We start from the raw sequence: 21,674 nt of genomic DNA, 5'->3' as shown, positions 1-21,674 counted from the left end.
GGCCTCACTTCGGCAGACCGAGCATGCGCTCGGCAATGATATTGCGCTGAATCTCGTTGGTGCCTGCGTAGATGGGACCTGCCTGAGCAAACAGAAAGCCCTCCAGCCAGTCGTGGCCGTCTGCCGATTTACCGGTCAGTTCGCCACTGGCACCCAGGATGCGCATGGCAGTTTCGTGCATGCGCAGATCAAGTTCCGACCAGATGATTTTGTTGGTGCTCGACTCAGCGCCAATCTGCGCCCCACGGCTCAGCCGGCCCACGGTGTGGTAGGCGGACAAGGCGTAGGCTTGCGCATCCATCCAGGCCTTGCACACCGCATCACCCAGGCTCGGGTCACGGTCGGCACTGGCACGGTTGGCCTGATACAGCTCCACCAATTTGCGCGCCGTGTACTGAAAACGCGCCGGTGAACGCAGCAGCAGGCCGCGCTCGAAACCGGCAGTGGCCATAGCCACATGCCAGCCCTGCCCTTCATCGCCAATGCGATTTTCCAGCGGGATGCGCACGTCATCGAAGAACACTTCGGCAAATGCGTCCTTGCCGTTCAGGGCCTTGATGGGACGCACCGTCACACCCAGCGCATTGAGCGGCACCATGACAAATGACAACCCGTGGTGACGGCTGGAAGTCGGATCACTGCGAAACAGGCCAAACAGCCAGTCCGCAAAAATGGCCCGTGTCGACCAGGTTTTCTGGCCGTTGAGCACATAGCCCTCGCCATCACGGGTGGCCTTGCTGGTGATCGCAGCCATGTCGGAACCGGCGTTTGGCTCGGACCAGCCCTGGGCCCACATGTCCGCACTGGCCGCCATGCGCGGCAGAAAGCGTTTTTTCTGTGCTTCGGTGCCGAACTCCATCAGGGTGGGCCCGAGCAATAACTGGCCGTTCTGATTGACCCGCATGGGGGCGCCCGCACCGTAATATTCTTCTTCGAAAATCAGCCACTCGATCAGATCGCAGCCACGGCCACCCAGTTCGGTGGGCCACATCACCATCGACAGACGACTGTCGAACAACTTGGCTTCCCACTGGCGATGCTGCTCAAAGCCTTCGCGGGTGTCGTAACTGGCGAGGGGTTCAGACGGCAGATTAGCCGCCAGCCATTGCCTGACCTCCTGACGGAAAGCCTTTTGTTTGGGCGAATAAGTCAGTTCCATGGTCGGTTCCTCAGAACTTGGCGTCGCGTTTTTCAACGAACGCACGGCGAGTTTCGGCGGAGTCCGCACTGGTGTAGGCCTGAAGCGTAAAACCCTGCTCCCAGCGATATTTGTCTTCCAGGTTGCCGTCTTCGATACCGTTCAACGCTTCTTTGGCGATGCGGATCATGGCGGGGCTTTTGCCCGCGATTTTGTGGGCAATGTGCAGCGCGGTTTCACGCAGTTGCTCACGGGGTACTACGCGCTCGATAAAGCCGTACTGCTGGGCTTCTACAGCGCCGATCTTGTCGCCGGTAAAAAACAGATAACGCACTTTTTGTACCGGGAACAAACGCTGTAGGTGGGCACCACCGCCCATCGCGCCGCGGTCTACTTCCGGCAGGGCAAACGTGGCGCAATCGGAAGCCACGACGATATCGGCGGCGCCGGTAATCCCGATCCCGCCACCCAGTACAAAACCGTGAACCGCGACAATCACCGGCACCGGGTTGCGATGCACCGCCTTGAAGGTGGCGTAGTTGCCTGCGTTGACCTTGACGATCAGTTCCGGGTGGGCGTCGAGCTCCTTGATATCGACCCCTGCGCAAAAACCGCGGCCCTCGGCACGAATCACGATCACACGGACCTCAGGATCCTGGCCAAGCGCTTCCAGGGTATGCGCCAGGTCCAGCCACTCCTGGCTGTTGAGGGCATTGACGGGTGGCCTGTCGATCACCAGTTCAGCGACGCCTGCGTCGATACTGGTGTGAAATGCGGTATGAGTTGCGCTGTTCACATGTGCTCCCGGGTTGGCAAAGGCATGGGAGCAGTATGGGAACGCGCCGGGGGTGGATCATCGTCCGTTGAGACTAACGGGTGCACAGGCTGTTTAGCTGCCGAAGAGCTTGGCAAGCCTGAGCTCCCCGGCAGCTATGGGTTGTATCACGCGGGGTTACTCAAATCTGGCAGGGCCGTCGACGATGGCTTTTGCCGTGTTATTGAGCAAGTCATGCACACGCTGGATCTCGGACGGGCTCCACAGCCCCTGATGCAGTTGCAGGGCATGGCGCAGGTTATGCACGGCCTCGTGTATTTCTTCGGGCCGGTGCTGGCTGCGTAGCGAGCGCCTGCTGACATCGATGCGCATCCGAACGCCACTGAGTGCAACGTGCTGCTGGGCAAGAAAAGCACGACCGATGTCGGTAATGCTGTAGCTCTTTTTTTCGCCCTCCATAGTGGGCACTACCAACTCGCCCGCCTCCAGAAACGCCATGGTCGGATAAATAACACCCGGGCTGGGACTGTAAGCACCATCGAAAAGCGCTTCGACTTGCTGGATCAAATCATAACCATGGCGTGGTTGTTCACTGACCAGCGACAATAACAACAACTTCAAATCCCCTGCCGCGAAGACCCTCGGATTTCGACTCCCTCGCTCACGTCCTGACCGTCTGTCCAAACCCTCGCCAAGATCGCTCTCAGGCTGATACTTATATGGGCTGTTCATAATCGCACTCCATTTAATTCAACAGAGCCCACGTTAAAACACACCTAAATAGGCAACTCAAGCCAATAAAACTCTCACACCAACAACATGATTATAATTCAACCAAACAATATAACTCAGCCTGTTCCTTCGACATAACAAACACTTTGACCACGATATAGCACCCGCCATAATTCCATCCGCAATCTGGCAATCTTCCAATTACACCTCCTTGCGAACCACAGCAGCTGTCAGGTGGGAACAGCGCATCCATTTGATACAGCTAAAATTTCTCAACAAGAATATTTTTTTAAAAAGCCCCCGAAGGACTCCCCCTTCAGCCAGCGCAGGAAAAAGACTACAAAAGCATAAGGCTATGACTACTTAAACGCCCACCACCATTCGACTAGTCTACGCACCGTGATGGCTCTTCAGTTATGAACGTTCAATAACGCCCGATGTTCCCCTGATGCTCTGGCGCAAAACCCGTCACTCACTTACTGATGAGCACATTTAAAATCTCAGTTCATCCCTGAGACGCTTTGTCCCTTAAAACACAGGTATATATTCATGTTTAAAAGTAAATTGGCTTTGGTTGCCGGCGTTCTTGCAATTGGCGTATCCACTGTCGGCATGGCAGCAACCTTCACCGGCAGCACTGCCATTCAACTCACAGCGACAATTCCACCGGCTGAATTCCAGATTGGGCCTGACGACATCACTTTCGGCGGTTCTGCACCAGTAGCCATGAGTTACGACGTTGCCAACGGCAGCCTGAGCGATATTGTCCGCCGATATCAGTTCAAGACCAGTGCAAGCTCAATCAAGGCCTATATCGATGGTGGCCCTGCCTTCCTCTCCAACGGTAACCCCGCGCAAAAAATCCCGCTTTCGACCAAGTTCAACAATATCGAGTTGACCGGTGCTTCTCTGGAAGTCGTCCCTGTTGCTACCGCTGTTGCTGGGGGTTCCGCAAACCTGGTGATTTCCGCGGGCACCTTTCCTGCCGGAGCCACTGGTGATTACACCTCCTCATACACCGTGATGTTCGAAAACATCGCTCCATGATCATGACTCCCCCGTTGGGCTGACCAACAAGCAATATCTGCACTTGGTCAAGTTAGAAAGTTGACCAAGTGCAGTTATAAAGCTCCTGATTTGTTACCTGAGTATTGCGTACATGTTTCCAATGACGCGCATTGCGGCATCACTTGCCTTGTTATTATCTGCTGCTTCATTGGCAGCCGCTGAAGGCAATGGTGCTACACCTAGAAGTTTGCTGGTACAGGCCAAAGGTTTACCCGCCGATTTCGAAGAACACCTGTTCGACGTCCCGCTGGCTGTTCAAGTCGAACGCGACTCGCTGTTGGTGGGTGAAGCCATGGTCGTACTGACACGCGATGATCGTATGACCCTTCTAGAGTTTACCGACCTGAACGGCAGCAAAGTATCACCCAGTGAAAGTGACCTCTGGGCAGAGTACCTCAAACAAGGCGTGCAACTGGGTGCTTGTACCACTAAATGCCCCGAGCAATTAATAGCCGTTCATTACAACCTTGAAAACTCGCTGCTTTCATTGCTGACCGGTAAAGCCGAATCAGCTTATCTGCAAAGCCAGTACCACGAACTGCCCGTCGATGGCAGCACTGGATTAATCGTACGCAATCAACTGAACCTGACAACAGGCCAGCAAGAACAACTTGGCGGTCGCTATGGCCTTGAGGCCAGCAGCAGCCTCGGCAACTGGACCCAGACCCTGAACATGCAGTTCTCGACGGTTGCCGACCCGGATCAAACCCAGATCAAGCATGCCGTCCATGACGCCTATACCCAGCGTGAACTGGAAGGTCAATTCTTGCGTCTGGGCTATTTCACCCCCAGTTCACTTGGCCTGACCCGACAGATCCGCACTTTCGGCGCCAGCCCTGACACCACCTTTGGCGTGATGTATGGCAGCTCCGACAGCCTGACCATAAATCAGCCCAAACCCAGCGTATATCCCATCTATGTGACCGCTAACCGTGAAGCAACGGTAGAGATCTACCGCAATGGTTTGTTGATCAATACTCAAATGGTGCCTGCCGGCTTGCAAAGCCTGGATACCCGCCCCTTGCCCGGCGGCATCTATGAAGTTGAAGTACGCCTGGTCGAAGATGGTCAGGTCAGCAGCACATCCTCAGAGCTGGTCTATAAACCGGCCAACTGGCGCAACCTCGATGACCCATGGCGCTACAACCTGTTTGCCGGGCGCGAGAGCAAACTGTTGAGCAACTACGACACGCAAGACAACGGCGACATGACCGCCGGGGCTTCGCTCAATTACCTGCTGCACCCGCGGGTGGTGCTCGGGCTGTCCGGGCGGCAGATCAAAAACGATCTGCAATGGGGCACCTCCATTGACTGGACTCTGGCCGACAACGCCAGCCTGTATGCCAACGTGTTCCAGACCCAAAACTACGGCACCGGGGTTGATCTCAACGGCCAGTACAACTATGGCCAGGGCAACATTGCGCTCAACCATACCCGCAGCTGGCTCGACACTCGCGATACCTACGAAACCCTCCCGGACGGCACGCGCCTGCGTAAAAAGCCTTCGTATGTGGGTCAGACAAGCAGCTCGTCGGTATCCGTCAACCACCGTGTCGACGCAAAGAGCAACCTCAATGCACGTCTCACTCATAGCGATGGCTATACCAAGGGCTACGGGCTTGATCTGGGATGGTCACAATCAACGCACCTGTTTGGCAGCGACGGAAACTGGCGTTTGTCGGTATTCGACCGCCCCGGCAGCCTCGGTACCGGCAATCAGCGCAATCGCGGGATTGACCTGAGTGTCTCCCTGGCCCTAGGCGGGCCGGGTGAGCAGTGGTCAGCCAGCCTGGGTTCACGCACAAGCCGCGATGGCGCACGTGACAACAATGCATCGCTCACATACCGAAAAGATCTCAAGGACCATACCCTGCAAAGTGTGAGCGCCACGGCAACTACGGACACCTATGGGGTCGGGCTCAGTGGTCGGGCTTCCTTCCAGACCAACATCTTGACGGGCGATTCATTCCTGCAACGCTCCTCGTATAACGGCAAGCTGAGCGGCGGGCTGAACCTGGACAGCACCGTGGCCTTGAGCGGCTCGAAAATGGTGATGACCAACCAGCCCAATGGACAAGGCGCCGGGATGATTGTTGATGTGGAATCCGATATTGCCGATATCGCCCTGCGCGCTGATGACTTGAGCGGCGGCAGTACGATACTTCGCCCCGGGCGCAACTTTATCCCCATCACGGCTTATAAAAGCAGCTCCGTCAGTTTCGACTTTCAGGGAACCGACGTACCCGCTGCCTCCATTCAACCGCAACGCACCCGCTATCACCTTAATAAAGGCGGCGTGGACTACCGCACGATCAAAGTGGTGAACACCGTCACCGTACTCGGGCGCCTGATTGATCCGCAGGGCAACCCGCTCAAGGGCCATCACATCATCAATCACGCCAGCCGTGGCGTGACTGAAGTGGATGGATTCTTTTCGATGGAAATGAACGCCTCCACCCCGACGCTTGAAGTACGCAAGGGCGAAGCATTGCTCTGCCAGTTCCGCATCGACATGAACAAAACCAGCGTGCAAAACAATGTGATGGAAATCGGCGATTTGCGTTGCACGGCCGATACCCTGGCGGGGTCGGTGAATGCCGACAAAGTGTCTGGTTGATACCTGCACCGTTAACGACAAATAGCCGTTGAAGCTATATTTAAACTTACAGAGCTGCATCACTGCTCACATGGTAAAGGGCATTGGGTGGGTCACACCGAAACTATATGAGCCGTCGAAATAAAGCGTCGGACCAGGACATCAAAAAAGCATATTAATAAATGCTAAACCAGGACGGTTTTTATAAACAAAGCGGAACCGTTAATGGGTATTCGACAATTTAATGCTGCCCGTCAGCAACTATAAAGCGCAGGAAATCAACATGAAATTTGCAGCTGTAATACTCGGCTTATGGGCCATTTCCTTTGGTGCCATTGCAGGCCCGAATATCAATGTCGGAACCGTATTCGACTACATGGACGGCGACAAAAGCACCTACTTGAAACGTGTCTATAACGGTGGCGACAGCACCGCCTTTGTACGTATTTCGATACTCGAAATACTTTACAAGCCTGATGGCAGCACCGCAGAAGTGCCCCTCACTACTCAAGGCAGCGACGCCATGCGCGACGGCCTGATCGCCAGCCCGGCCCGCCTGATCATTCCCGCCAAAGGCACCCAGGGCACCCGCCTGCTCTCCAAGGGCTCCCGGGACAAAGAGCGCTACTTCCGCTTACGTTTTGTGCCTGTTGTTCCTGAAAAGGAAGATAAGTTCGCCATCACTCAAGAGGACTCCGACGAGTACAAAAAAACCTTGTCGGCCGGGGTCAATGTGATGGCCGGTTACGGCACCATATTTATCGTTCGCCCGAAAAACCCGCGTTTTGATACCAAAATAGAAGACACCCCACAGCAATACTCACTGCGTAACAACGGCAACACGGTCGTGGTGGTAGAGGAGTTCAAAGACTGCTCCGTCAAGAACCCGCAGGACTGCAAACCCATCACCACGAATCATATCCTGGCAGGTCGCACCTTGAAGGTTGCCAAAGAGGCAGGTCGCCATTATCGCTTTAAACTGGTTGAGGGCAGCGCAGTAAAGACTATTGAGGTCAAAGGGCAATGAGCCCCCTCGGTAAGCAATCCCTGCGCGGTGCACTGGCATTAATGCTGCTGGCTGCTCATTCAGTGGCATTCGCCGCACGGGAAGAACATGTCTTTGAGGTCTCTGTCACTATCCCGACCGCGGAGTTTTACGTACTGCCCATCGACCCAGGTTTTCTTGAGCGTGAGCAGCGTATGGGGTGGAACAGGGTGAACAACGCACTTGATCCAATCAACGCGTTGTTCGATGTGCACAGTAGCAGCGGAGCCATAACCGCCCGGCTGGGTTACGAACCAAAGCTTTCCAATGACAGGTTCGACATTGCGCTTCAGGTCAAATTCAACAATCAGCTATTGAGCTTGAGCAGCACCGAAGTGGTTAATGAATTGCAGGCAAGGGACGGTTTACGGGTGCCATTGCGCATCGAAGCACCTGAGCCCGCAGACGGTTTCAAGCCGGGCGACTATTTTGGCAATGTGCTGATTATTTTTGATTCGCAGCTTCCATCAGGCTGATAACAACCCAGCAGGAATGCCACTGGACGTACCTGGCTACGCATTGGGCGCGTTTCGGAATTCAGCAGTGCGCGCCCGCCACTCTTAGGCTTTTTAGCGCATCGTCTGTTTACCGTGCTGAATTTAAGCTTTTGGCAGAATTCAAACCAGACCCGGAAAGTTCTGCACGCAACCTGTTAATAAATAAAACACCGCCAGTATCGCCAATAACAACGAGTCTTCAGTCTCCCGCTAGCCACTGGGAGTCACGACAAAGCAACTGTTCAAGTCCACGTTTTATGTCGAACAAAAACCCTAGACCCTGCATTTTGAACTCCAGAAAAGGTACGTCGAAGAAATGATGACCGAACGCGGCAAGTACTCGGGCAACATCACCGTCATCCGGGGTTCGGAAATCTGACGCAGGGCCCTGAACGGACTAGTCCGACTCGGGGATTGCACCCGCGCGTCGCGCTCGCAAGCTTGAGTCGTATTTCTACGATGAGAGCCTCCCCATGGAGCTTGCCCTGACTGACGAGCAGCGAATGATTCAAGCGTCTGCCGAGCGTTTTTTGACCCAGGTTGCCAGCTCCAGCGCCGTACGCACGGCAATGAGCAGTGAACGTGGGTATGACCCCCAAACATGGGCGCAAATAGCCAAGGAGCTGTACTGGCCTGCACTGGCGATCCCTGAAGCCTATGGCGGACTCGGACTGGGCTTCGCCGAGATTTGCCTGTTGCAGGAGCAATTGGGACGCTGCCTGCTGCCTACGCCTTTTTTTGCTACGTGCTGCCTGGCCACCCCTGCCCTGTTGCTCAGCCGCAATGAGTCACTCAAGGAACGCTGGTTGCCATTGATCGCCGCTGGAGACGTACGCGCCAGCCTCGCCTATACCAGCGCACCCCGCTGGGACGATAGTGGCGTGCAGGTGTATGCACAAAGCCATGCAGGCGGGTATCGCCTCAATGGCGAGTATCGCTATGTCATCGACGGCGCCGACTGTGACCTGTTGATCATTGCCGCTCGCACTCCGGGTAGCATCGGCGAAGCCGGTATCCGCTTGTTCGCTTTACCTGCTGACACACCCGGCATTCTTTGCCAGCCGCAGGCGACACTGGATCAAACCCGTCGCCTGGCCACCCTCACCCTGAACGACGTTGCCGTCTGTGACGAGCATTTGCTCAGCGAGCCGGGACAAGGCTGGCCAATGCTGCGCGATGTGCTGCATATCGCCTGCATTGGCCTGGCTGGCGAACAGACCGGCGGTGCCCAGCAGTCACTGGACATCACCTTGAAATACATAAACGAACGCGAACAGTTTGGTCGTCGTATCGCCAGTTTCCAGGCCATCAAGCACCGCTGCGCCGATCTGATGCTGACCATCGAGTGCTCACGGTCCGCCAGTTATTACGCGGCCTGCATTGCCGATCAATGCCTGAACATTGATGGCGATCCCGGCACCCGACAACAACTGGGAGAGGCCGCCGCCACTGCCAAGATTTTCGCCAGCGAAGGTTTTTTCCAGTGCGCTGCCGAGTCCATCCAGCTGCATGGTGGTGTGGGATTCACCTGGGAATACGACCCGCACTTGTATTTCAAGCGAGCGCGGGCCAGTGAGCAAATGCTCGGCACTCCGGCATTTCATCGCGAGCAGTTGGCCAGACAGATTTTCGGAGAGTGCACATGAATATCGGCTTTAGCGCAGCAGATGAGCAGTTCCGGCAACGAGTGGCCCAGTGGATGCAAGCGCACCTCACTGGCGAATTTGCCGTTCTGCGCTTTCGTGGTGGCCCAGGGGATGAAGACTTTTCCCCCGCGTTGCGTAAACGCTGGGAGCAGGTACTGGCTCAGGGGCAATGGGTCGGTGCCGGTTGGGCCACCGAGTATGGGGGCCGTGGACTGAGTATCAACCAGCAGGTTATTTTTTTTGAAGAGTACGCCCGGGCGGGCGGTCCGGGGCGCATGGGTCATATCGGCGAGGGCCTGGTCGGACCGACCATTGCAGCCTTCGGCACCCCCGAGCAGCAACAGCGTTTTTTGCCGCCGATTCTGTCTGGGCAGGATTTTTGGTGCCAGGGCTACTCCGAGCCCGGCGCAGGTTCCGACCTGGCCAATATCAAGACCCGCGCCAGTTTCGATGAAAGCAGCGGCCAATGGGTGATCATCGGGCAAAAGGTCTGGACGTCCCTGGCCCATGAGTCGGATTGGTGCTTTGTGCTTGCACGCACCGAACCAGGCAGTGTCGGTCATCGCGGCCTGTCTTTTTTGCTGGTCGCCATGGATCAGCCAGGAATACGGGTTCAGCCGATCCAGCAATTGACCGGCACCTGCGAATTCAACGAAGTGTTTTTTGATCAGGCCAGGACGTCGGCGCACAACATGATCGGCCAGCCTGGCGATGGCTGGAAAATTGCCATGGCGCTGCTGGGATTTGAGCGGGGGGTTTCGACCCTGGGTCAGCAGATGCAGTTTCAGAATGAACTGGACGAAGTCGTGCGTATCGCCAGGGCCAATGGCGCGGCCCAGGACCCCGTCATACGTCAACGCATTGCCCAGGCCTGGGCCGGCTTGCGCGTGTTGCGCTACAACTCGCTGCGTATGTTGTCCGGAGCTCAGGATGGCAGCCTTCGACCTGAAGCAACAATCTACAAGCTGGCGTGGTCCACCTGGCATGTGGAACTTGGAAAACTGGCGATGGACGTGCTGGGGCCTGAAGCCGAGCTGCTGGCAGGGGCGCCTTACGAACTGACCCGCCTGCAGGCCCTGTTCCTGTTTACCAGGGCCGACACCCTCTACGGTGGCAGTAGTGAAATCCAGCGCAACATCATTGCCGAACGAGCGTTGGGCATGCCACGCGAAGCGCGTTAGAACCTGTGGGAGCGGGCTTGCTCGCGATGCTATCGACGCGGTTTCCCTGCTGAACCGCGGCGTCTGAATCGCGAGCAAGCCCGCTCCCACGGTGTTGCGCAGCTGTCCTTACCTCAACCTGTCAGAACGTGTACTTGCCGTTAAACGACAGGTAGTCCCTGTCAGCCATTGTCCGCCCCTGGGCAATATCGGCGGAACTCAAGTAAGCCACATAGGTAAGCCCCAGCTGGAAGTTACCCAGGTATTTAAAGTCTCCCCCCACTGTCAGACGCTTCTCGGCACGCCCCAATCCGGAGTAGGCACTGCCGTCGATGTTCTGGGTCCAGGTGGCTTTGGTCGTCAAATCCCAGCCGTTAAACACGTTGGGGTGATCGAAATACGCGCCGATGCCAAGCAGGCTTGAACCACGGGTCTGACCGTCGTACACGAACGTGTTGAAGGTGCCATCAGTGCCCGCTCCACCACCGCTGATCGTCAGGTCATCCACACCCTGAATCCTCTGGTGTACCACCTCGGTCATCAACGTGGTCTGTTGCGCCATGAACGTCGGCCCAATCATGTACACCGCGTTCAGGTTGCCCTGCCACACCTGGCCACGGGCCGGAGCACCATTGCTCAAGTACACCGCGGCACCATCGCGGTAGCTCAGGTCACCGGCAAACTGCACCGAATCACCGACTTTTGTGGTGAAACTCATGCCCGTGAGCTTGATGTTGTCAAAGTAACCCAACTGGTAACTCGGACCATTGCCGTTGCCACCCACCTTGCCCAGCGAGGAGTAGTGAGTCTGCCCGGTGAAGTCGAAAAACAGCGCCGGAACCCGATCGTGATAACGGTAGTGAAACAAGCCGATTTCGGTGTTCTGCGTCAACCGGTAGCGGGTGCCCAGGCCCCACTCGCCACTGTTGCCCGGCTTGACTGAGCCGCCATAACCGACAGCAGCTGCATCCGGCAAATTATCGATGACTCCCGGGGCCAACCGAAAGAACTCGGCGCCCGGGCCAAAGGTGTCGCTGCCGAAATAGTCACCCACGGGATTGAGCTGGGTTTCTTCCCACTTGTATTGATAGAAACCGAGCAAGGCCAGATCTTCGTTCACCGACCACGAACCCGAGACTTGCCCTACCGGCAAGTAGGCATCCTTGGCTTCGGTGCCCGGTACGTTGAATTTGGTCGAATCCACTGGCGCCTGGCCCTGGCTGATGTTGGGCCAGAACAGGCTTTCACCCCAGGCCACCAGGTGCCGCCCGGCCTTGAGGGATAAATACTGGTCGTCATTGACCGTGAAGTCGCCGTACACGTAGGCGTCCAGCAGCCGCGCTTTGCTGCCACTGAGTTTGCGCGTGTCCTGGCTGAAGTCGTTGTAGCGTCCGGTCTTGTTGACCGTATCCGGTGAATCGTTGTCATTGCGTTGATGGTAGACCTCGTCATAAAAGTGACTGCCGCGTACCACGGCGCCGAGGTTGTCGTGTTTGAGCATCAGCTCGCCAAACACACTGACCCGATTATTGATCAGTGAACCGCGCTTGAAGTTGCGCGTGGCGTCGTCGTAGTTGATGTTATTGAGGTATTCGTGATCAGGCTTTTCGGTACGCATCGAAGCCGTGTAGTTCACGGTCAGCGATGAGTCGAGCGTGGTGTTTTCGCCCAGTTCGATGGTTGGCGCAGCCAGCGCCAGGCCGCTTAACCCCGACAACAAACCGGTCCCCACAAAACGCGTGTATTGCTTGAACATGCCTTGCTCCTTGTTATTGTTTTTTTGCCCCGCCCAGCCGCCTGCGCACAGGCAAGGCCCGTGGCAGACAGCTGGATGGAGTCAGGGCGTTACAGGTTTACTTGCCGGCCCGGCGTGCTGCTTCAGGGCCGAAATCCCCCGGCGCAAGTCCGCCTTTGTTCAGCACATAGCCGTTACGTTGTTCGTTGATCAGGTTGAACGCCAGGTAGCTGCGCGAGTTCAAGTCGTGATACAGGCCAACACCCGCCTGCCAGGTCTGTGTCTCCGGGGCGTAGAAGTAGTTGACCATCGAGGTGCGCCACAGCTCGCCACGGTTGTCGTAGTTGTCGCCCATGATCGGGAACCAGCTGTCTTCGTCGATGTACATCGTGCGCTTGCCATACAGATGGCGGTTGCCGGGCTTGAGCACGCCTTCGAGCACCCATACGCGGTGCAGCTCATAGCGCATGTTGTCGGGGTTGATATGGCCCGGAGTCAGCAGGTTGGCGTACTTGAGGTTGCTGTCATGCAAACGTGCCGTGTTGTACGGGATATACAGCTCTTTCTTGCCGACGATATTCCAGTTGTAGCGCTGGGCAGAGCCGTTGAAGATTCGAACTTCGTCGACCGTGATGGAACCACCGGAGCCCGGGAATGCCATGTCGAAACCGTAACCCGGGGATTGACGAACGCGACGCGTGCCGGGGTCATAGCGCCAGCTCTGGCGCGGCTCGGTCTTGTCGTTCCAGTACTCGGTACCGGTGTTGATTTCACCCTTGTCGCGCTGTGGCAGCAGAGTCTCGTTGAGATAGAACGCTGAGTTGCCGGTGGTATCACCTATTTTTCCTGGCTCAAGGCCCGGCGCCATGTTGCGCGAATGCACACGGCCCCAGTTGATGTTGCCGTCCTTGAGCACATAGGCGTTGTCTGACGTGTATTCCTCGGTCCATGCCCGCACAGTAAACAACGAGGCGTTTTTCAGCAGCTCGATACCGTTTTGCGGGATGGGGAATGCCACACCGCCGGTGCGAGCAACCACGCCCTCACCGTCATCGACCAGCTTGGCGACCGAAGCATTTTCCAGGGTGGCCTTGCACACGGTGTCAGAGAAACGGAAGTCGCGGTGCGAAGGATAAACCGGCATGCGAAAGGTCTGCGGATAGAGCTTGAACAGGGCTTTCTGACCCTCGGACAGATGGGCGTCGTACTGACTCAGGTTTTGCGCGGTGATCACAAACAGCGGTTTTTCGTCAGGGTACGGATCGACGGGATGCTTGCCCGTGCCCTCGAACTTCATTCCGGGTGCCGCACCCAGCCATTGACCGCCAAACGCCGGAATGGTGCCTTCGGCATTGCCCGCCCGCTGTGCGCCGACGCAGGTCAGATCCTTGCCCAGCCGGGCGATCTGATCCGCCGGTGCCTGGGCCAGTGCCAGCCCGCTATAACCGTGTAAAACCAGTGCGACTGACAGCCAGCCGCCCATCTGGGTGATGCGTCCCATGGAGTTCTCCTTTTTTATTAGTCATGCAAATGCTCGTGTGGGAGCGGTCTCCACCAACGGTTTTCCCGGGTTGAACCACGCGGCCAGCACCGGAAGCAGGAAGATCGCGCCCACACGTTCACCAGCAGGCGATTGGCGCCGGTGAAGATACGGCTGAAGTCCAGGAAGTTGAGCATGTAGGCATGACGCACCGGGATCTGCTTGTTGAATCCGGGGTCCAGACGTACGGGGGTGGCGCTGTAGCCCAAGGCCAGGGTTACAAGCAGAAAAAAGCCAAGCAGGACGTTGCGCCGGGCCATCAATTGCTCGGCGCAGTTGTTTACAAAGCGCTGCATGCCCATGCTCGCGGTCCCTCGCACACTCGTTTAGGTGATCGCGATAATCAAACGGCCCCGCCCCTTGAACATCGTCCATAGGGGTTAGGCTGTTTGAGGGACGGACTGCGCAAAAGCTTATAGCCAGCGCCTTGAATCTGTAGCCGCTGAGGAGCGCAGCGAGGCTGCGATCGGCTGCGCACAGCGGCCGTAAACCTGAGTATTCGTTATTGCGCGTAGCCTGAGCTCACGGTGGCAGCGTCGCAGTGGCGCACCATCCCCATCGCAGCCTCGCTACGCTCCTCAGCGACTACAGGGTATCTCTTGTCACTCTTTACTGGCCTTGAACGTCAACTCGCCCTTGGGCCATTTGGCGGCTTTGGCGGTGACGGCCTTCAGGGTTTTGCTCAGGCCTTCCTTGAGCTGCTCCTGGGCGGCGAAGATCAGCATCACGGTCTGACCTTCCTTGAATACGATACCTTCGCCCAGAGGTGAGCTGACATAAGCGTAATCACCGATACCGTAGATGGTCATCTTGATGTCGCGGAATTTGATTTCGAACTTGCCACCTTCACGGCTGGGCAGGACTGCAGCGCGAAAATGATCGCCAACCTTGAGCCCCAGGCCTGGCTTGTCATCGACTACCAACGCTGCTTCTGTATCGATTTCAGCGATGTAAATACCTTCTGCGTTCTGCTCGGTGATGTACACAAAGCGGGACTGGAACAGTTTGACCAACCGCGCCCGCAAATCGCCAAGAACAAATAACGCATGCATCTCCAGATTGCTGACTGCCAACGAAAAACCCTCGAAAACGTGAAGTGGAGCTACCAGAACAAATGACAGGCAGCAGAAAAAAGGCCTCAGCCCACTTATATAAAAACCGGATACAACAAAATCTCCGGACTGCTGGAGTCGGGAGTGGCATGTAACAAAGACCGACGATTACCGCAGGTTAATGGGCATCAACCCGGGCCTGCATCAGCAAAAACAGGCTAAAAAATACAACCGGAGTGCCATTCTACCGACTCATGCCCGAGATTGGGTATACACATCCACTTCTCAATCGGGCAAACCGTGATTTTTACTTCGTTTACTGGCCGTGAAATAGCGCTTTCGTCGCCCGGACACGTTAACTGCGCCGCTGGGTGTCAACTACTGCCATACTTGCGCAAAAATCGACCTGGCCCATGCCGCCGGGTTGTCTGGGCTCCATTACCTCGAAGGGAAAGTGACACGTGACGGAATTTGATATTGGCGAATTTTTTATCCGCGGCGAGTCCAAAGAAGTCGACGGTGAGTTTCAGGCAGTGATTGTCATGCGGGCCAAGCCACCGCTAAAAACGGTGACTTACCATCAGGTCGAGAAAGACCGCTGGTTCAAGACCGCCGAGCAGGCAGAAATTGCAGCCAAGAGCTCGGCACTTGAATTAAAACAGGCGGTGGACGCAGGCGCCCTCAACGCCTAGCCCCCAACCCGGAAGACCCGAATCAAGCGCGCTGAGCCCGACCGTGCGCTGCCCATTGGGTGGCGCTCAACTGCGCCATCCAGGCAGAGCGACACTCCTCCGCTTCCAGGCGGCTCGAGAACGCCGTACCCCGCTGCTCACCATTGACCAGCACAACCCAGCAAGCCTTCTGCCCCGTGGCCCGCAACCCTTCGGGTACACCGCTGCCAATCATCACGGCGACATCAACCCGGTTAGACATGATGGTTACTCCACCTATTTAGTTAGTCACCTAACGATGTCGGTCATATTAAAGAGTAACCCTCGCTGGAAAAAGCCATGCCCTGCATAGCTCCATTGCACCAGCTGTAACAATATCCGTGTTCCTCACGCTCAGACCGGTGCCTTCTGGTCGAACACAGAGCGCCCACCCTCTTGCGGTATGTTGAAGAATCCCTTGTCCAGCACCCCGAGCCCCTCACCCACATTGGCATTCCAGTTGGCCGAATGATGCACGTAGCGCTGGCGCAGTAAACGCTCCTGGGCATTAGTCAGCTTGATCGCATTTTTCGGCACCTGACCCTCCAGCCTTGTAGCAATGGGGATCAGTTCGTCAGGCAAGGCGTCCTGTGCGTCGCTAAGGGCAGCAAAGGGCACCCCGTGCTCACACGCCAGCCTGTGCATCATGCGTAAGTACAGGCGTGAAAGCTGGCCGTACAGGCGGCGTTGCATAAAGACAGCGGCCTGGACCCTCTTCATCGGGTCCTGACGACTGCCGGCCTTGCGTTCTTCAGTGCGCACCTGCAAAAAATCGTCCGGCGCCAGCGGATCAATCAAGTCCTTCTCCTGCCAGTCCAGCCATTGCGCTTGAGTCAGCTTCCAGGCCCGGGTCAGCCTGACGGGTGTGGACGGGCTGACCAGATTGCTTTGCCAGCGCGTCAACTGCACCTGCTCTTGCATCTCGACCGGATAACCACCCCCCAGATCGGCATGGGCACCCGGCAGAAAAATATCCAGCGGCCATTGCGGCGCAATGCGGGTCAGGGAAAAATTGCGCCGGTATTCATCCCGGGCGCACAACTGCACCACTTGTTGCGCACAGTCAGGCCCCAGATACAGATTGAGCCCCGGGTTGATCTCATCCCCCACATCACCCAGATCCTCCAACCCGCCCATCGCCGCGACGGTATCGAACAAACCAATAAACTCAATGGAGCATGTGAAGTCGGGCGCCAGGGCAAACTGTTTTTTAAAAGGGAGGGTACGCACTTGGTTGGCGAAGTGCCGGGCTGCTGCCGCGCCCCGACTGAAGCCAAAGATATCCAGCTGCAAACGACCCAGGGTGTTGGGGGGAGCAAGCCGGACAAATCGCCCCAGACATTGGCTCAGCAGCGCCTGGGCCTCATCGGCCTTGCCCAGCACACCGGTGAGGCCACGGCCATAGCTCAGGCCCGGAAACGCGGTATCCGCCGCAGCGGTGGTGGTGCCAATTCCGCTGACGTAAAGCGATGTCTGCGCTCGCGCATCGCTGAACGTCGTTTGCACAGGGTAATGGCGGTGCAGACGGGCGATATTGGTCGGGGTGCCGGCATAACTGCTGGCGGGATCGACCTTCAGGCCCTGGGCCTGACGCTCCTGGCCCAGCAGAAGGTTGAACTGGTTATTGGCTGTGCCATCGAAAAAGATACCGACACGCAATACACGCTCCGTATTGCTTGAGCGACTCATGACTCTGACCCTCGATTAATTCAGCTTCGCGCAAAAACGCCGTGCCGAATATAAAGGGACATCACCAGGACACTCAGCCAAACGTCTATTTAAAATTTTAGCGGGAATTGCTGCGGGGGAGAGGCTTGCAATGGGAACGACTGCAGAGCCCAAGCTACCGAAACCGCATGGCGCGGTTCCGGCAAGGACAGGCGCTTAGGCCTGACGCTGATGCTTGTCGATTTGCTCGTGACGCTCTTGAGCTTCGATGCAGTACTTGGTGGTAGGGCTGATCAGCAGGCGCTTGAGGCCGATTGCATCGCCACTGTCATCACACCAGCCGAAGCTGTCGTCCTTGATACGCTCAAGTGCTTGCTCAAGCTGAGGCAGCATGCGCTGGTCACGGTCGATTGCGTTCACCAGCCAGGTGCGCTCTTCTTCAACCGAAGCGGCGTCTGCAGGGTCGGCCGGAGTGTCCAGGCTCTCGATCGCGATGCGGTTCTGCTCGATACGCTCGTGGGTTTCAACCTTCATGTTTTGCAACAGCTCGCTGAAAAAAGCATGTTGCTCGGCATTCATGTAGTCATCCGCCGGCATGGCCAGCAACTTATCCTTTGTCATTGATTTCTCTATAAAAAATACGTGCATTAAGGCTAATTAGGGAGCGTTCTGACCGATTTTGATCCCAACCCGTTAGGTGCCATCTATTTCAAGCGCCACCCGGCACTCAATTTACGAGGGGCGGCAGTCTAAGGCCGACTTATCGACTCAGCAACCGAAAAAGCACCTATTGTCCAGCAAAACCTGAAAATCGCTGAAAAACGTGTTCGCCGGGGGCTAATGGAGTGCGTTTATAGCAAGAAATTCAATGGCCAGGCTGAAAATGCACACATCACGTGCTAAGACGTGGTGTGCGCATGGATCTGTGATTACAGGCCGCGAGCCAAGGCTCAGGTTTGAAGATACTCAATGACAGGGGCAATGTTGCTGAGCTGTGGCGCCCTCTCAATCATCTCGCCAGGCAGGCACCACGGGTAATCCAGACTCTGCAGCCAATTCATTACAGGTTCAAGGAATTGCGACGGACAAACCTGCATGTGCTCGATCGTGATGCACAGATGCTCTGCCAGTCCCGACTGCGGCGCAAATCGCCAGTGATATTCGCCGCAACCTATGCGTAATTCGCGAGTCTCTTTGACAGACATTCCCACCAGCCATTTGCAGGCATGGGTATTGGCGCCTGCCTTGGGTGGCTCACCCAGACAAAATGTATAGACGTTTTCATAACTCTGGCCAAAGCGGCGCACCAGCACATCGGCGATACCTGCTCGACCGCTGACCTGAGGGGGAAATGAAATGACACCGGTGCGTACAACCATTTCAAGGGTTGCATCTGCAGTGAAGGCTTGGCGCAAAAGGTCAGGACGGTTTGAATCCTTGGCAAAAATGTACTTTTCAATCGAACCAGCGATGTTCGGCATTAGGGATGCGTCCTGGAAGTCGGGTTTGATGGGCACGCAAAGTCATCTTGAGCAGGGGCTGACAACGCTCGCATAAAGTATTTCTACTTTTAACTACTGATGCCAGCTTCAGCATGAAACCACATCAGTAAAAGCGCGACTGAGCTCATATTCATGAGTGATTTCACGATCCCTCATACCTCACCGACCACATCGAACAATCCTACAGTTTTCTCCGTAAACCTTATCTCTTAGCTACGCATTACCTTACAACACCCCGCAGTTTTGAAACTTTACAATCATTGCCACTAATCCTAGATCGCCAGCTGAGTAAACAAGCGTTATGTCACTGCTTGTATCCTGATACATGGCATTGGCGACAATACCCTCTATGCGTCCATCCATACCCTGCCTATATGGAGCACAACGTGATGAATGAATCCTTGCTTGCCAATGCTGACCACTGCCCCGAGCAGGACCTGTGTTCCCAGGCGCAAGGATGCGCAGACGACACGTGCGTGCTGACACTGTGCAAGCTGCTGAAACTGCGGGATGCATTGATTGTTCTAAAAGGTCCGCTGGCCAAGAGCCCTGCCGCACGCACCTTTATAGAGCAGCGTCTATTGAGCAACGAGGTGTATGAGCGCGTTCTGGGCAAGCTTGCCGCTGATAATCGCGGCTAACATCAAAAATAATGCACTTAACAAGCATTATTATGCATTTGCGGACTGCCCCATTACGGGGCAGACTGCACCCGTTCCTCCCCCAAATGAAGGGACATTTCAAGGGCTTGCCGGTAATCCCGTCAGGCCCTTTTTTTACCTCCCCGCTCCACAACACCGGATTGTCCTGACCATGCAAAACCGCTGGATCAGCCGCCTATTGCCTGCGGCTACGAACACCCGTCCCACTGAATGGAGCCGCGCAGCCGTAGGCGTATCCCTTGGCACGCTGTTCAGCGTCTGGGTGTGCAGCCTGTTCTTTGGTCTGCCCGTGGCCATGCATTTGATTGGCCCGCTGGGTGCTTCGGCCATTTTGCTGTTTGCCGTGTCTTCAGGTGCGCTGGCACAACCCTGGTCGATTGTCGGCGGCTACCTGTGTGCAACGGTGGTGTCTCTGGGAGTGGTGTACTTTTTTGGGCGCGGCCTGGACAGCGCCTGCCTCGCCGTCGGCATCGCCATGCTGTGCATGTGCCTGCTGCGCTGCCTGCACCCGCCTGCCGGTGCGCTGGCGTTACTGGTGGTGCTGGCTGACCCGGACAGTGCCAGCCTGGGGTGGGGCATGCTCGCCCCGGTGATGCTCAGCGCAGTGAGCATGCTGATTGCGGCGCTGGCCTACAACAATCTGACCCGTGTGCGTTACCCAAAAAAATCGGCCGAGGCGAACCCGCTGGTGATTGCTGATCAGCCCCCCGTTGACCCGGGCATTACCGCCCAGGACTTGCAACATGCATTGCAGCAAATGGACGCGTTCATCGACGTCACCCCAGAAGATCTTGAAGAGCTGATCAGGGCCAGCGAACAACATGCGCGCCGTCGCAGCATCGGCGAAGTCTTCGCCCACGAGGGCTGATGCGGATACCGGGCACTATTGGCTTGCCCGGTTTCGATAAGCCGCCAACTCCTGCTAGGGTTATCCGGGCAACTCCGGGGAGAAAATTGTGGAACACTTGATCCCCCCGGATACCGTCATCCGACAGTGATCAAGGCGCGCGATGCTCAAAACCATTGAATCAGCGATTTCGAAACAAGCTGCCCCCCCTGCCTTGCAAGCCGAATTTGCCCAACACGATTTCGAAAAACTGCGCAACTTTTGCCGCCTGACCTACATCACGAGCATTGCGATCTGGTTGCTGTTCAACCTTATTGTCAGCACCAAGGGCGGCCAGGGTTTTACCGGCCTTTCCCTGCTGTTTATCAGCGTCATGGTGGGGCTGACTGTCATTCTTGGCTTTATTCACAACTACCGGCACTTCGACGTACTCAACCTGATTTTCGTCCTGTTCATCACGCTCGGCCTGCGCCTGATCATCTTTGGCCTGCCTGCAGAGACACAGCCCATCTGGCTGGCACTTGCCAGTTCCAGCATTCTTTACAGCGCATCGGTTTTGCCCCTGAGCCGCTGGGCCTTTCTCAGCGTTGCGGCCATCAACTGCGTGATGCTCAACCCTTTCCTGATGACCCAGGCGTCGATCATGGATCTGCGCGGCCTCTTGATCCTGTGCTACTTCGCCTTTTTGTGCAGCCTGACGATCTACAGCTTTTTCAAACTACGCCGGGTCAAACTGCACAACTACACAATGTCCAAATTGCTGGTGGCCCAGGCTTATCTGGATGCCCTGACCGAGATTCCCAACCGGCGCTCCTTCATGCTCCAGGCAGGCCATGAGTTACAGGCCCTGCCCCGGGAACACGACCACTATCTCGCGATGATCGATATCGATAACTTCAAGAAGGTCAACGACCAGTTTGGCCATGATATTGGCGATGAAGTGCTCAAGCGTACTGCCGACATCATCAAGGGAGTGATGGCCGACCATGAATACGCGCGACTGGGCGGAGAAGAGTTTGCCGTGTACCTGGCCGGTGTACGTCGCAGCGACGCCGAGACGCTGATGGATACGTTGTGCCGACAGGTGCGTGAAGCCCCCTATTCGCACCCGGTGACTGTCAGCATCGGCCTGGCCCGGGTGGGCGATGACGACACCCTGAACCAGGCCCTGGCCAATGCAGACAAGGCGTTGTACGCATCCAAGCACAGCGGCAAGGACCGGTTCAGTGTTTATCAGTAGAGACCGACTCGCGATACAGGTGCCGAGGTGTATTCGAACGACCGCGGTGCTTCCATCGCGA

20 protein-coding genes and 1 pseudogene are annotated in these 21,674 nt (G+C 56.4%); 10 read left to right on the top strand and 11 right to left on the bottom strand.

Features of this window, described 5'->3' with window-relative positions; genetic code table 11:
* Positions 1-4 precede the first annotated feature (4 nt).
* The 3 genes from VSQ83_RS08995 to VSQ83_RS08985 all read right to left on the bottom strand — a co-directional run bounded on the left by VSQ83_RS08995 (position 5) and on the right by VSQ83_RS08985 (position 2,645).
* Positions 5-1,159: an acyl-CoA dehydrogenase family protein gene (locus VSQ83_RS08995; RefSeq protein ID WP_326426106.1), complete on the bottom strand. Its 1,155-nt coding sequence runs from the start codon at positions 1,157-1,159 to the stop codon at positions 5-7.
* A 10-nt stretch (positions 1,160-1,169) separates the two neighbouring features.
* Positions 1,170-1,934 (bottom strand): enoyl-CoA hydratase family protein, encoded by a 765-nt coding sequence (locus tag VSQ83_RS08990; protein ID WP_219261320.1) that lies wholly within the window; start codon positions 1,932-1,934, stop codon positions 1,170-1,172.
* Positions 1,935-2,090: 156 nt separating this feature from the next.
* Positions 2,091-2,645, bottom strand: a complete 555-nt coding sequence (locus VSQ83_RS08985; RefSeq protein ID WP_219261319.1) for a PadR family transcriptional regulator — start codon at positions 2,643-2,645, stop codon at positions 2,091-2,093.
* Between the two features lie 549 nt (positions 2,646-3,194).
* On the opposite strand from VSQ83_RS08985, the gene VSQ83_RS08980 reads away from it, so the two are divergent.
* From VSQ83_RS08980 to VSQ83_RS08955, 6 genes are all read left to right on the top strand, one after another.
* Positions 3,195-3,692: an adhesin gene (locus VSQ83_RS08980; RefSeq protein ID WP_219261318.1), complete on the top strand. Its 498-nt coding sequence runs from the start codon at positions 3,195-3,197 to the stop codon at positions 3,690-3,692.
* Positions 3,693-3,804: 112 nt separating this feature from the next.
* A complete protein-coding gene (locus VSQ83_RS08975; RefSeq protein WP_326426104.1) occupies positions 3,805-6,330 on the top strand; it encodes a CS1-pili formation C-terminal domain-containing protein in 2,526 nt (841 codons plus the stop codon).
* A gap of 262 nt (positions 6,331-6,592) precedes the next feature.
* Positions 6,593-7,336 (top strand): molecular chaperone, encoded by a 744-nt coding sequence (locus VSQ83_RS08970; RefSeq protein ID WP_326426101.1) that lies wholly within the window; start codon positions 6,593-6,595, stop codon positions 7,334-7,336.
* Between the two features lie 41 nt (positions 7,337-7,377).
* Positions 7,378-7,830 (top strand): CS1 type fimbrial major subunit, encoded by a 453-nt coding sequence (locus VSQ83_RS08965; protein ID WP_326426099.1) that lies wholly within the window; start codon positions 7,378-7,380, stop codon positions 7,828-7,830.
* Positions 7,831-8,324: 494 nt separating this feature from the next.
* The gene (locus tag VSQ83_RS08960; RefSeq protein ID WP_219261315.1) at positions 8,325-9,497 is read left to right on the top strand and encodes an acyl-CoA dehydrogenase family protein; all 1,173 of its coding nucleotides are present in this window, start codon (positions 8,325-8,327) and stop codon (positions 9,495-9,497) included.
* Positions 9,494-10,678 (top strand): acyl-CoA dehydrogenase family protein, encoded by a 1,185-nt coding sequence (locus tag VSQ83_RS08955; protein ID WP_219261314.1) that lies wholly within the window; start codon positions 9,494-9,496, stop codon positions 10,676-10,678. Before VSQ83_RS08960 ends, VSQ83_RS08955 begins: the two co-directional genes overlap by 4 nt.
* 121 nt (positions 10,679-10,799) lie before the next feature.
* Here the strand turns inward: VSQ83_RS08955 and VSQ83_RS08950 are convergent, their stop codons facing one another.
* From VSQ83_RS08950 to VSQ83_RS08935, 4 genes and pseudogenes are all read right to left on the bottom strand, one after another.
* Complete coding sequence (locus VSQ83_RS08950; protein ID WP_326426096.1) at positions 10,800-12,413, bottom strand: DUF1302 domain-containing protein; 1,614 nt, start codon at positions 12,411-12,413, stop codon at positions 10,800-10,802.
* A 97-nt stretch (positions 12,414-12,510) separates the two neighbouring features.
* A complete protein-coding gene (locus VSQ83_RS08945) occupies positions 12,511-13,893 on the bottom strand; it encodes a DUF1329 domain-containing protein (protein ID WP_326426094.1) in 1,383 nt (460 codons plus the stop codon).
* Positions 13,894-14,006: 113 nt separating this feature from the next.
* A pseudogene (locus VSQ83_RS08940) lies at positions 14,007-14,228 on the bottom strand (hypothetical protein); the annotation flags it as partial.
* A 306-nt stretch (positions 14,229-14,534) separates the two neighbouring features.
* Entirely contained in the window at positions 14,535-15,005 is a 471-nt protein-coding gene (locus VSQ83_RS08935) for a hypothetical protein (RefSeq protein ID WP_133078259.1), read from the bottom strand.
* 440 nt (positions 15,006-15,445) lie between these two features.
* Here VSQ83_RS08935 and VSQ83_RS08930 point away from each other — a divergent pair, with 440 nt between their 5' ends.
* A complete protein-coding gene (locus VSQ83_RS08930) occupies positions 15,446-15,676 on the top strand; it encodes a hypothetical protein (RefSeq protein ID WP_133078258.1) in 231 nt (76 codons plus the stop codon).
* Positions 15,677-15,698: 22 nt separating this feature from the next.
* On the opposite strand, the gene VSQ83_RS08925 is transcribed toward VSQ83_RS08930, so the two are convergent.
* From VSQ83_RS08925 to VSQ83_RS08910, 4 genes are all read right to left on the bottom strand, one after another.
* Positions 15,699-15,917, bottom strand: a complete 219-nt coding sequence (locus tag VSQ83_RS08925) for a hypothetical protein (RefSeq protein ID WP_133078257.1) — start codon at positions 15,915-15,917, stop codon at positions 15,699-15,701.
* Between the two features lie 131 nt (positions 15,918-16,048).
* On the bottom strand, positions 16,049-17,383 hold the full coding sequence (locus tag VSQ83_RS08920; protein WP_326426092.1) for a phospholipase effector Tle1 domain-containing protein: 1,335 nt from the start codon (positions 17,381-17,383) through the stop codon (positions 16,049-16,051).
* Between the two features lie 195 nt (positions 17,384-17,578).
* A complete protein-coding gene (locus VSQ83_RS08915; RefSeq protein WP_016780464.1) occupies positions 17,579-17,983 on the bottom strand; it encodes a TraR/DksA family transcriptional regulator in 405 nt (134 codons plus the stop codon).
* A gap of 329 nt (positions 17,984-18,312) precedes the next feature.
* Positions 18,313-18,843: a nuclear transport factor 2 family protein gene (locus VSQ83_RS08910; RefSeq protein WP_133078255.1), complete on the bottom strand. Its 531-nt coding sequence runs from the start codon at positions 18,841-18,843 to the stop codon at positions 18,313-18,315.
* Positions 18,844-19,253: 410 nt separating this feature from the next.
* Between VSQ83_RS08910 and VSQ83_RS08905 the strand changes: the two genes are divergently transcribed.
* The 3 genes from VSQ83_RS08905 (at position 19,254) to VSQ83_RS08895 (ending at position 21,613) form a co-directional block, all read left to right on the top strand.
* Positions 19,254-19,505, top strand: a complete 252-nt coding sequence (locus VSQ83_RS08905) for a hypothetical protein (protein ID WP_326426090.1) — start codon at positions 19,254-19,256, stop codon at positions 19,503-19,505.
* Between the two features lie 172 nt (positions 19,506-19,677).
* Positions 19,678-20,394, top strand: a complete 717-nt coding sequence (locus tag VSQ83_RS08900) for an HPP family protein (RefSeq protein WP_326426088.1) — start codon at positions 19,678-19,680, stop codon at positions 20,392-20,394.
* A gap of 142 nt (positions 20,395-20,536) precedes the next feature.
* The gene (locus VSQ83_RS08895; RefSeq protein ID WP_326426086.1) at positions 20,537-21,613 is read left to right on the top strand and encodes a GGDEF domain-containing protein; all 1,077 of its coding nucleotides are present in this window, start codon (positions 20,537-20,539) and stop codon (positions 21,611-21,613) included.
* Positions 21,614-21,674 lie beyond the last annotated feature (61 nt).

Source organism: Pseudomonas sp. DSV-1 (genome assembly GCF_035830915.1).
GTDB lineage: Bacteria > Pseudomonadota > Gammaproteobacteria > Pseudomonadales > Pseudomonadaceae > Aquipseudomonas.
Note: the sequence above shows the minus strand (reverse complement) of the source record. Positions and strands in the feature narration are given on the sequence as shown.